Origin of the sequence: Streptomyces sp. NPDC058086, from assembly GCF_042885015.1 — a bacterium.
GTDB lineage: Bacteria > Actinomycetota > Actinomycetes > Streptomycetales > Streptomycetaceae > Streptomyces.
Genome location: NZ_JBHVST010000193.1, coordinates 1 through 11230, shown reverse-complemented (window position 1 = coordinate 11230; position 11230 = coordinate 1). Strand labels below are relative to the sequence as shown.

6 protein-coding genes and 2 pseudogenes are annotated in these 11230 nt (G+C 67.3%); 2 read left to right on the top strand and 6 right to left on the bottom strand.

Features of this window, described 5'->3' with window-relative positions:
* Positions 1-1184 (bottom strand): annotated as a pseudogene (locus ACFVWD_RS55870) (fibronectin type III domain-containing protein); the annotation flags it as partial.
* A 419-nt stretch (positions 1185-1603) separates the two neighbouring features.
* The gene (locus ACFVWD_RS55865; protein WP_389606680.1) at positions 1604-2101 is read right to left on the bottom strand and encodes a cellulase-like family protein; all 498 of its coding nucleotides are present in this window, start codon (positions 2099-2101) and stop codon (positions 1604-1606) included.
* A gap of 93 nt (positions 2102-2194) precedes the next feature.
* Here ACFVWD_RS55865 and ACFVWD_RS55860 point away from each other — a divergent pair.
* Positions 2195-3279 (top strand): annotated as a pseudogene (locus tag ACFVWD_RS55860) (integrase core domain-containing protein).
* Positions 3280-3460: 181 nt separating this feature from the next.
* On the opposite strand, the gene ACFVWD_RS55855 reads toward ACFVWD_RS55860, so the two are convergent.
* The 3 genes from ACFVWD_RS55855 to ACFVWD_RS55845 form a co-directional block, all read right to left on the bottom strand.
* The gene (locus ACFVWD_RS55855) at positions 3461-6061 is read right to left on the bottom strand and encodes a hypothetical protein (protein ID WP_389606678.1); all 2601 of its coding nucleotides are present in this window, start codon (positions 6059-6061) and stop codon (positions 3461-3463) included.
* Positions 6062-7000: 939 nt separating this feature from the next.
* Entirely contained in the window at positions 7001-7189 is a 189-nt protein-coding gene (locus ACFVWD_RS55850; protein WP_389606676.1) for a hypothetical protein, read from the bottom strand.
* 701 nt (positions 7190-7890) lie between these two features.
* Complete coding sequence (locus ACFVWD_RS55845) at positions 7891-9513, bottom strand: serine/threonine protein kinase (RefSeq protein ID WP_389606674.1); 1623 nt, start codon at positions 9511-9513, stop codon at positions 7891-7893.
* 405 nt (positions 9514-9918) lie between these two features.
* Here ACFVWD_RS55845 and ACFVWD_RS55840 point away from each other — a divergent pair, with 405 nt between their 5' ends.
* A complete protein-coding gene (locus tag ACFVWD_RS55840; protein ID WP_389606673.1) occupies positions 9919-10452 on the top strand; it encodes a hypothetical protein in 534 nt (177 codons plus the stop codon).
* Here ACFVWD_RS55840 and ACFVWD_RS55835 read toward each other — a convergent pair.
* Entirely contained in the window at positions 10388-11044 is a 657-nt protein-coding gene (locus tag ACFVWD_RS55835) for a WD40 repeat domain-containing protein (RefSeq protein ID WP_389606671.1), read from the bottom strand. The two genes, ACFVWD_RS55840 and ACFVWD_RS55835, sit on opposite strands and share 65 nt — an antisense overlap.
* Positions 11045-11230 lie beyond the last annotated feature (186 nt).

The following is an 11230-nucleotide window of genomic DNA, read 5'->3' as shown; positions in this document are numbered from 1 at the left end:
GCGGTGACCGTGTCGTTCTGGGAGCCGTCGCCGAGGTCCAGTCCGGTCGCGCCGAGATGGACGAAGTAGTCGTGGTCGAAGTGGATGCTCTTGTCGTAGGTGAACCGCACCGCGCCGGGCATCTTCGTCCAGTTGCCGTATGGGCAGGTGCCGCCTGACACAAAGTCGCACAGCCCCTGAGTGGCGTAGCCCGTGGTACCGGTGACCTGATACGTCGCTTGGATCTCGGAGAAGCCGGTACCGGTGTTGGACGTCGTGTAGTTCGCGTAGCTGAACTGGATGCCCTCGAAGCCGACATGGCTGGGCTCGTCCGAGGCCTTGCCGGAGGACGCCACCAGAGTGTCGAGCGAGGGCGCCTCGACGTCCACAGTGGTCAGGTCTTCCCCGGAACGCGGAATGTAGTAGAACCGGTGCTCGCTCTTGTCCAGGTAGAACTCGCCCGGCTTGTCGAGGAGTTCGTAGGCGTTCTCCACCGCCGTCGGTTTCTCGGTGATCGATTTGCGGCCGACCAGGTTGTAGGTGCGGCCCGAGTCGTCGGTACGCATGACACGCTGGGTGGAGTTGTTCCAGCAGGGCTGGGCCATGGTGATGGCAGTACTCGTCACCGAAGCGACCGGACAGCGCGGTTCGGTCCACAGCCCGAGGCCGCCCCGGTAGACGAACTCGATCGCCGACGGATTGCGCCAGCCGGCCATCGGGTCACCGGACGCCGTGGTGTATCCGGTCGCCGTCTGGGTCACCGACACCGGCAGGGAGCCTGTCGCGCGCAGGGCGCGCACGCCGCCCACGTACAGCTGGCGGGTGTCCAGGCCGCTGGGGGCCGGGGCGGACCAGATGTCGCTGCCCGTGCTGGTCTTTGCCCAGCCGCTGATCTGGACACCGCCGCTGATGACCGGGGTCTGTCCGGACGCAGCCTTCCACCAGACGGTGCCGGCCGTGCCGCCGCCTGAGTCCGCGGCGGTGAAGGTCAGCGTGTTGGCCAGCCGGTAGACGCCACCGCCCAGGGTCACAGTGACTGGGCCGGACGTCGTCTTGTCGATCGCCCGGACTGCGGTCTGTGCCTTGGTGAGCGTGCGGAAGGGGGTGGCGGCGCTGGTCCCGGGGTTGCTGTCGCTGCCGCTGGGCGAGACGAAGTAGGTGATGGCGGTGGCCGCGTGCGCGGGCAGGGCGAAAAACACTGCCACGGGCAGGAGCGCACCAAGGAAGGCCGCCATGACACGGTAAGACCCGATGAATAAGCAGGACACGCCAGTGGGCCTCATGGCGTACGCCTGCTCTCTTATGGGAAACATGCTGGCAAAATAGGGGTGCCGAGATGAGACGTCAACGATCGTGACGATAAGACATCGGATCATTTTTCTCGGGGAGGGTGGTGCTCTCCCCAGCCGGCGCGGGGTCACCTCATGGGGGGTGGGTGCTCGCAGGGTGAGGAGGTCGACGCCGTCGTCGTTGGACGCGCATCTCTGCCGAGCCGTCGACGATCTGCGCGTCTTCTCTGTGACCGTTCTACTGACGAAGGCATGTCCCGACAGCTGATGCAGACTGGCCCGCGGTCATCCGATCGTTGCGGCCGGCACGGCTTTTGGCTGCTGTCGGGTCGCGTTCAGCCCGTGGTGACACGGGAGTTGACCCGCCGCATCCAGTCCTGGTCGGTGTGCCACGTGGGGTGGTGAGGGTCCACGTTGGAGGTCAGGACGACGCCCTGGAAGCCCGCGGCGAGGCAGCGGTTGACGACGAACTCTGCGATGTCCTTGCCGACGGCGTCCTCCTCGAAGCGGGTCAGGAGAGAGGTGTGCCCCACGACGCCTTCACCGAGGACAGCGGGGATACCGCGGCGCCGCGCGAACTCGGTGGCGGAATCGACCCATTGGGCCAACTTCTCCCGCATGGCCTGACGGTGCGCCGGATAGTTTTCGTAGCACCACAGGTCCCAGCGGTCGGAATCCACCCAGTCGTGCGCGTCGGGGCGCAGCATGGCGGCCAGTTCGGGGGTGGGCCAGGTGGCCGCTTCGGTGCCGTGCCCGAGCCCCACCGCCCCGTACAGCGCGCCGAGCACGCCGGAGACGGGCGTTTCCCCTAATCCAGTGGACGCCTTGATCATTGGATCGTGGTGATCCTGTGCCGTTCAGAAATGCGTTGCTGCAGGTCGTGGGGGGTCTGGTGGCGCTCAGGGTCGCGTGGGACGATGCCGCGGGTGATTGTCTTGCTGGTCTATCGGGTGACGATGAAGGTGTTGTCGGTCCCGGTGTTGCTGCTGCGTCGGCAGGTGGCCAAGGACGCCGAACTTCTTGTCCTGCGGCACGAGAACGCGGTGCTGCGCAGGCAACTTGCAGGTCCGGTGCGCTACGAGCCGGCGGACCGGCTGTGGTTCGCGGCGTTGTCCTCGTTGATACCCCGGCGTCGTTGGGCGCAGGTGTTCCCGGTGACTCCGGGCACCGTGCTGGCGTGGCATCGAAGGCTCGTGGCGCGCCGGTGGGACTTCAGCAAGCGTCGGAGCAGGCCCGGCCGGCCACCGACCACGAAGGCGATCAAAGAGCTGGTGCTGCGGCTGGCCGCAGAGAATCCGCGTTGGGGGTGTCGCAGGATCCAAGGCGAGCTCGCGCGGCTCGGGCATCGGGTCGGAGCCTCGACGGTCTGGGAGATCTTGACTGTTGCCGGAGTAGGCCCTGCTCCCCGTAGGGGTGGGCCGACGTGGCGAGAGTTCCTGACGGCGCAGGCCGACGGCGTCATTGCCTGCGACTTCCTGCACATCGACCTGGTTGATCTTCGCCGGGTCTACGCGCTGGTCTTCCTCGAGCACGGCACGCGCCGCCTGCACATCGCTGGTGTGACCGCGCATCCGACCGCGCAGTGGACAGTCCAGCAAGCCCGCAGCCTCGCCGTCGACCTGGGCCTGCGCTTGGAGTCGCTGCGCTTCTTGGTCCGCGACCGGGACCGCAAGTACACCGAGTCCTTCGACGCGGTCTTCGCGTCCGAGGGCATCGAGACCCTGAAGACGGCGCCGCGGGCCCCACGGATGAACGCGCACTGCGAAAGGGTCATCGGGACACTCCAGCGCGAGGCCCTTGACCACCTGCTGATCCTGAACGAAGCCCACGCTCGACGCGTGCTCGACGTCTACGCCTTCCACTACAACGGCCATCGCCCCCACCAGGCCCGGGGACAACTTCCCCCCTCACCCAGGAGCACCCGGCGCCCTCGACCGACTTGACCGCGCACCGACTCCTCCGCACCCGAATAATGGGCGGCGTCATCAACGAGTACAGATACACGGCTTGACCAGCAGCGATGAGTTTCTGAACGGGACAGGATGCGGCCGGCGCCTTCGCTGTTGCGCCGCAGTTGTTGCTCCAGCTTGTGATCCAGGCGGTCCAGGGCGCCTTCGGCGCTGTCGTAGTCGGGCAGGTCCTGGGCGAGAAGCTTGCCGGTCGAGCGCCCTTTGGGCCAAGCGGTGCGCACATTATGCGCAGCCAGGTTCAACTTGCCAGGGAGCGACCCAGGTTTCGGCGGTGGCATTCGGCCAGGCCGTGGTGCCCGGTTCGACGCCGTAGCGCTTGATCTGATCGGCTTCCGCTTTGCGCCCGTCTTCTTGTAGAAGGTGTAGCAGCACGTCTTCGGCGTCGGACATGCCCTCGGCCCAGACTTCACGGGCGAGTAGTTCGGCTTGCGCCGTCCTATTGGAGGCGAGCAGGAGTTGTGTCAACAGCGGTAGCAGTGTGCTCCTGTGGCTGGAGACCGGCAGGTCTTCCCAGGCGGTCTGTACTTCGCCCCAGCGACCCTGCCTCGCGTAGAACGGGAGGAGCAGGCCCGGGAAGTAGCGGCCTTGTCGGCTTTCCTCGATGAGGAGTTGCTCTGCCGCCTCATTGTGCCCGGCACCTTCCAGCTCACGTATGCGGGTGCGTACCTCCTGCGCGCGCCCTCGAACGTAGGTGAGCAAGCGGTTCGTGAGACCTGGCCGGAGGTCCAGGCACATTGCCCAGGGCTCGGTCCCCCCGTGGTGAGTGGGAGGAATACTCACGGTGCTCTCCCCATCGATCCACTTCAGCGCGGTGCGGGCCCACTCGGCACCGGGTCCGGCGTGGCTGGACAGCCAGGGGATGGTGGCTGCCTGGCGGTTGTGCCGTATGACGAAGTCCACAAGTTCCGGCATGACCCGTCGTTCACCGGCGACAGAGCCTGCTCGCAGGATTTCTTCGGCTTCGTCGAGCCGGCCGGTTTGCTCACAGAGGTTGGCGAGGAACCGTGAGGGAATCCAGAAGCCGCGTTCGGGCGCTGAGCGCAGCAGCTTCTCTGCGTCTTCAAGACGCTCTGCCTCCCGCAAGGTGTGGAAGGCCGCATAGAAGGGGCGGTCGTAGCCACGTTCGGAGGCGCGCACGTACCAATGGACGGCTTGGTCGACATCTCCCAGTTCGGCATAGCACGTGCCGATGTCCATCATGCTGTGGTCATTGGCTTCGTCGAGCCGACCGAGGTAGAACGGCAGGGCTTCAGCCGTTCGTCCGGCCTCGCGCAGTCGCCAGGCGAGCTGGTGTAGAGCGTTGTCCACCTCCGTGGTGCTCCACCCTGACGACGGCGACGGGGTCAGCAGGGCGGCTTCGATACCGAGCAGGCCGCGGGCGTGAGCTCCGCGGGCGACGTCGAGACAGTCGTCGGCGCGGGCCAAGTGCCTGATCGCCGCTTCCCACCATGAGCCGGGTATGGCTTCTCGTGTTCGGAGGTCGCGTGCCCGTACGTAAAGGTAGTCGGTGAGACGGTATCCGTCGGCCTTGCCCACACCGGGCCTGACGCGATGTGGCTCCAGCGCCGAGGCGGCTCCGTTAAGCAGTTGGCAAGCATCGCGGAGTGCCTCGGTGAACCAGCGCTTCGGCGGATCGACGGCTTCTCGGCCATGGAGGTAGCCGGTACTGGCTGCCTTGAGGAAATTCCGGGTGAGTAGACCCCGAACGCCGAGGCGAGCGGCGTCGGCTGCCGCTGCGAGGACCGCCCGGCAGTACGGGCTCGGCGGGTGCAGGAATCGGTCGAGCGCGGCAGGAGCACCCGCGATGTGCTGGGCGAGCTGGTCGGCGACCGGGACTTGGCTGAACACCGTGGACCACCACGGATCCTGGGCCGCCATCGATACGGCCACCTCGCGCTCGGCAGGATTGAAACTGTCCGGTACCTCGACTGGGTCGCTGACGGTCAGTAGCCGCCGGGAGTGATAGGCGCGGTCGGGGGCTTCAGCGCGGTCCGGCTCGGGGGCAGTGAGTGCGTTCCATGTATCAGGCCAGAGCGTTCCCAGGAAGATGGCCGGACCGCCCTGGTGGCCGAGGGCTTCGAACAGCAGGGCTGCAGCGCGCTGACCTTGAGGGTCCTGCAGGTGGACGTGCAGGTCGTTGAGCCAGACGAGTGTGTGCTCGCTGACCTGGCCGTGGTTCCAGGTGTCCATGAGCGACTGTGCGGTGCTGGGACGAAGGAGACGCCACTCTGGTAGTTCTTGCCGAACCGCCTCATAGGCACTGCGCGTCTTGCCCGTCGCCGGCTGCCCCCGAATGATGATCAAGATGGGCTGGGCGGCGTGTGCTGCAGCGCGGATGCGCGCCCGCAGTTCCGCGTCATGAGCACGTGGTACGTAGGAAGGGATGCCGTCGGCTGCCACGTCGGCATCCGCATGCTCCGGCTCGATGGGACGGTGGAGCCCCAATTCCACACCGCTGAAAGAGGCGACCCGACGGCCACGCAGCGGAGCGCGGGCGGCGTTCTGCCACAACCTCACGATCTCGCTCAGACGAACCTCACGCTGCTCCGGGTCCGTGTGCGCCATCCAGGCCAGAGCGGTCACGACCGATATCAGAACCAGACGCGGCGGCAATTCCGCGGTGGTCAGACATTCGTGCACGGTCGTTCGCGAGGTCGTGGCAGGCGCTGATTTCGGGCTTTCGTCAGCGATGGTTTCTACGGCGGTGGCGATCTCCCGAAGGCTGGGACGGTCGGCATCCATGTACAGGCGGCGGACGGCGTCGTTGAGATCCTTCAGTGCCCCGGGCAAGAGAGTGGGCCAGGCGACCTCCCGGGGTGCCATTTCGCCTCCTGGCGCCGTTGGTGTATGGCGAGCGTTGTCGTCGGTTGTCGCCCATTGTCCCCGCGGGGGACGCGGCTGGGGGAGATTTACCTTGTCAAGGACGGGAGTTGTCTGGCGATGTCGCCGCTCGTCCACCCCAGAGAGAGGACCTTGAGTCTGGATTCAGGACCGCGCTCGCGGCCCGTACTCCGACAGGGAGGTTCCGGTGACCGCGATCACCATTCTTGCCGTGATCGGCGCTGCCGTCGCCGTACTGGGTGCAGCGAAGCGCATCCCGAAGGTACTGGCGGAGTTCATCAGGGCGTGCATCCCGGTTGTTCGGGCGGTCCATGAACTCTGCGATGTTGCCCGCCGTCGCCCTTCGGCGGACGAGGATCAGAAGGCCGCGCGCCGAGGCCTGCGGCGCGGGGGGCAGGCCGGCGAATCCGGTGTCGGAGGCTGCCCGGGTCGCCGGGGTGGTGGGTCATCTTCCGGGAGGGCCTGAGCAGGTGGGATACGTGGCTTGCCCGACGGGTGACGCGCAGCGCGACGGCAGATCCCCCGCGGGAGATCAGCTCCGAGAAGTCTCGGTCTGGGCGTGCCCTGAGCAGCTGGTGTGCGACCTCATGCAGGGCCCTGGAGATGCGGCGGACGAGGGGATCGTGCGGGGCGGGGCGCCGCTCCTGCTGCTGAAGACTGCGGGCCGATGGCTGGACTGCTCAACCGGCGGCTGGGGCTCCCGGCGCCGAACGGGAATCTGAGGACTTTACGACGCGACCTGTACCTTCAGGGCCTACGACCTGACGGTCGGCACGAGACGAATGCGGTCTTCGAAGACTTCGCCTGGTGACGTGCCGGAACGGCGGCCACGAGACTTCGCTGTCCACAAGGGCCGGAAAGGGGTACCCCGCCGACGACTTCGAACGTGGGAGGCCCAGCATGGCGGCAAGGCAAGGCCGTTCAGCGGGCCGTTGCGGTGAGGCATCGCGGTGCGGCGTCTGGGGTCGGCTGGTAGGCGCCGTAGAAGAGGTCAGCGGCGCCGTCCGGCAGGAGCACCCAGGAGGCGGCGAGGATGTTGACCGGATGCAGGTCGCCGTGGAGCCACAGAGCTGGAGCCGCCCAGTCGGGCGCGGCGACGGCGTTTCCCACACCGCGCGGAAGGACCGGGAACCAGCGGAGACCTGTGCGCAGTGCGGACAGGATGGCCTTGGCCCTCCCTTACGACGTGGTGGCGTGCGGAACGGAAGGGCGCGGGCGTGGATTCTATAGCTGGCGCCAGATGCGGGCGATGCGGCCGAGAGATGTGGGCTGGTAGGGGTCGTAGTGCGGCGTGGTGGCGAGCTGGCGGAGTAGTTCGAATTGGTGGGGTGCGCGTTGGCCGTCGCGGATGGGGTTCCATTCCTCGGCGACCGGCCACTGCTTGAGCTGGGTCTCGATACCGGGGCGCCATTGCTGCCAGGTATTGCGACCGACCCAGCCAAGCTGGCGCAGTTCGAGTTCGTCCTCGCACAGTCTCAGGTAGAGGCGTATGGCTCTTTGGTCGTCCTCTGTCAGGGGTGCGCTGCCCTGTATGCCGACGAGTGCTTCAGTGGGGAATTGGTCCAGGATCTGCCAATACCGTGCAATATAGGCGTCTTCGATCGTCTTGACGCGCGCGTGCGGCGCTGGCTGAGCTGGTGATCAGTGTCAGCAGGGCGATGAAAACAGCAGCGAGGGTGATCCAGTCTGCTGGCTTCATCTCCTGGTCCAATCCCTGGACGGTGCAGCGACGCTTCGAGGCCCCGAATTGGGCCTGAGCTCAACAAAACAGACGTAGCCAGCTGAAGGACGGGGTATTTGGCGGGGCGCGGTCATACGCGGCAGCTGTCGATGTGGGTGACTTCACGGAAGTCGGCGATGAGGGGGGTGGCCATGGATTCCCGGTAGACGACGACGGCGCGGCCGTAGGGCCAGGCGGTGTCCTGGCCGAAGTCCTGTTGCGCTTCGGAGCAGCTGGCGAACATCAGGCTACGGACGTCGTCTGTCCAGTTCGCGTCGTCGTGGTAGTCCTGTCCTTCGGGAAAGGTGCCAGGCCCGAAGGTGACGAACATGGTCTGTGCTTGAGGGTTGAAGGTGATGACTACGTCGCCGCTCATGTACTGCTGTCCTTTGAAGAATGAGGCTGTGTCGTTGACCAGTCGCTGGGCGGCGGCTTTCTCCGCTGGGGTCGCGGGCACCCGGGCGGCGCCCCATTCGTCGACGGTGGGCTGGGCGCTGTCGCTGCGGGTGTAGGCGGGGGAGGGAGCGATCGCACGCTGCGGGGCCGGCGACGCGAGCGGTATGGCGGAGGAGGATGCCGCGGGGGTGCCGGTGCGGCTGGGGGAGTGCCGGGGGGCAGCGGTGGGTGCACTGTCTACGGTCGGGGGCCAGCTGCTCGAGGCGGAGGCGTGGTTCTGGGCGGTGCCTGAGGACTGGGAGGCGGCCACGGCACCGCCAAGGCTGCCGAGGACAGCAGCCGCTGCGCCGACTGCCAGATACAGCCGGGCGCGGCTGGGGCGGCGGGGCGGGGCAGGCCAGGTGGGATCGTCTTGGGGCGGCAGGTCCCAGTGCAGGCTGACGAGATCGGATAGCGTGGGCGGCTGCTGACCGGTGGGGGAGAGGACGGCTGTTGCCTTCGCCGCCATCAACTCGGTGCAGATCCGTGCGAGTTCGGCCGCAGTCGGCCGGTCGGACGGCTCCTTGGACAAAGCCTGTTCGACCAGGGGACGAAGGTCGGCTGGTAGGCCGTCCAGGTCGGCATCGGCTGATATGACGCGGAAGGCCACCACGTCGGGAGCGCCGGTGCCGAAGGGTAGACGGCCGGTTGCGGCGTAGGCGGTGAGGGCACTCCAGGCGAACACGTCTCCTTCCGGGCCCACTGCGCCCGTTTGGTAGTGCTCGGGGCTGATCCAGCCCGGCGTGCCCGTCATCACTCCGGTGCGGGTCACGGAGGTGCCGTCCAGGGCGTGGGCGATGCCGAAGTCCAGCATCTGCGGCCCGGAGGGGGCCAGGATGACGTTTTGTGGTTTGACGTCCCGGTGGACGATGCCGGCGTCGTGTATCGCGGTGAGTGCGGCTGCGGTGCCGGCCGCCATCGCGTACAGACGAGCCCCGACCAGGGGACCGCTGGTGGTCACATGCCGGTCCAGGGTTGGGCCGGGGATGAAGGGGGTGGCCAGCCATGGGGCGGGGCCGTCGATGTCGGCATCGCGGACCGGGACCAGGCATGGGCCCGCCACCCGCCGGGAGAGCTGTACCTCCCGCCGGAAGCGGGCGCGGAATTCCTCGTCTGCAGCCTGCGCCGGGTGCACGACCTTGACAGCCATCCGCTCGCCGGCAGCACCGAGTGCGGCGTACACCGTGCCCATGCCGCCTGCCCCGAGCCGCCCCACCACGCGGTAGGGGCCTACGTGCACCGGATCGCCCTGCTGCACCGGCAGAATACGGCTGGACACCACAGCTCCCCCTGGTGATCAACGGCATACATCAGCCGCAGCGGTGAGCAATGGTATCGGCCGTCTATACCTCCCTCGTTCAGGCCGCCGCCGGCAGCGACCGCTACGAACTGCACCGCTCGGCCGAGATCGGCCGGCACACGCTGTGGGACGCCGCCTGGCCTGCTCCAGACCCAGGACACCCGCTCAGCCTCGGCCGAACTTATCGCCCGCGAGCGGCTGATGGCCCAGCTCGTCGACCAGGTCGCCCAGTCCCTGAAGCGCACCCCCACCGAAGACGGCCCAGCCGACACGGGCCATACGCGAGAGCGGCCGTTGGGCCCCTACCCGCCCGCCTCCGAGCAGAAGACACGGCCAACGCCTCATGACACGCACGGCACTTCACCGCTGAAGGGACACCACCCCATGACCCAGCCCGAACCCGACCACGCCGTCCGCACCGCGGACGTGTACCTGCTCTTCGCTCACGAGCCGTACTACCCCAGCCTCGGAACCCGGGAGATCAACACCACCGTGGTGACTGCCGACACCCTGCTCCATCCCCAGGTCCAGCAGCCCGACGGCGCCCGGATCCACGACCTCCTCATCCGAGGACGGCAGCCAGGCGAGATCATCCCGCTGGCCACCCCCACCCACGAGCTGAACGGCAGCGCCGACCGGCCGACGGTCGGCGACTTCGAACCCGTCACCACCGACATGGTCCAGCTCGTGCAGACGCAGATGTGCGATGCCCTCAGCCTCGGACTTCCCGCGCGAGCCAGCTGCTGGATCCAGCTGACTGCCAAACCGAGGAAGAGCCAAGCGCCGGGCAAGCGAGCTAACCGGGCAGTGCGGCCAGTGGTCAGCCGGGGTTCGGGAGAGGGGCGGCGGTGGCTCAGGAAGGGCACACCGTATGAGGTGACTGGCCTGCAAAGTACGCTGTTCGTTCTTCGGCAGTGAGGTTCCGGCCGATGGCCTTGCAGATCTCTCTGATCGCGGCAGTTTGGTCAGGCAGCTTCGTGTCCCACAGCCGGACCTTACGGTCGGCGCTGCCCGTGGCCAGGGTGCGCCCGTCTGGGCTGAACGCCAGCGCGTCCACGAAGTATCCCTCGCTGGTGAGAGTGGTGCGGATGCGGCCGATCGCCGTATCCCAAAGCCAGACCGTACTGTCGATGCTGCCGGTGGCGAGGGTGCGCCCGTCTGGGCTGAACGCCACCGCGTACACGGTGGATCCGTGGCCGGTGAGGGTGGCGCTGGTGCGGCCGGTTGCCAAATCCCACAGCCGGGCCGTCTTGTCCTCGCTGCCGGTGGCCAGGGTGCGCCCGTCGGGACTGAACGCCATCGCAGTCACAATACCTGGCTCCTCACCGGTTCCACGCCTCCGTTCCCCCGGGACGATGCGGGTTCTCCCGAACCGCATCGACTTTCCAGTCTCCAGCGGCCCGCCTGGCAGGGGCATTGAACTGTCCCCTTCCAGCGGCAGCTGCCCGGGCTTCAGCCCCTGCCACACTGCGTCTTCGCGCTGCCGTTCGAGCCGATTGCCGATGTCCATGCCGTGCACGGTGCGGCGAAGGGGCCAGCCGCGGGAAGTTCCGGCTGGCCCCTCGATGTCCGGCTCTACGTCCATTCGATGCCCAGCTCCGCTAGGAGTTGTCTTCAAATGTCACGCCCACATCAACAGCGATGCGAGGGTGACGGCTGCTTGGTAGGACTCGGCGGTCTTGTCGTAGCGGGTCGC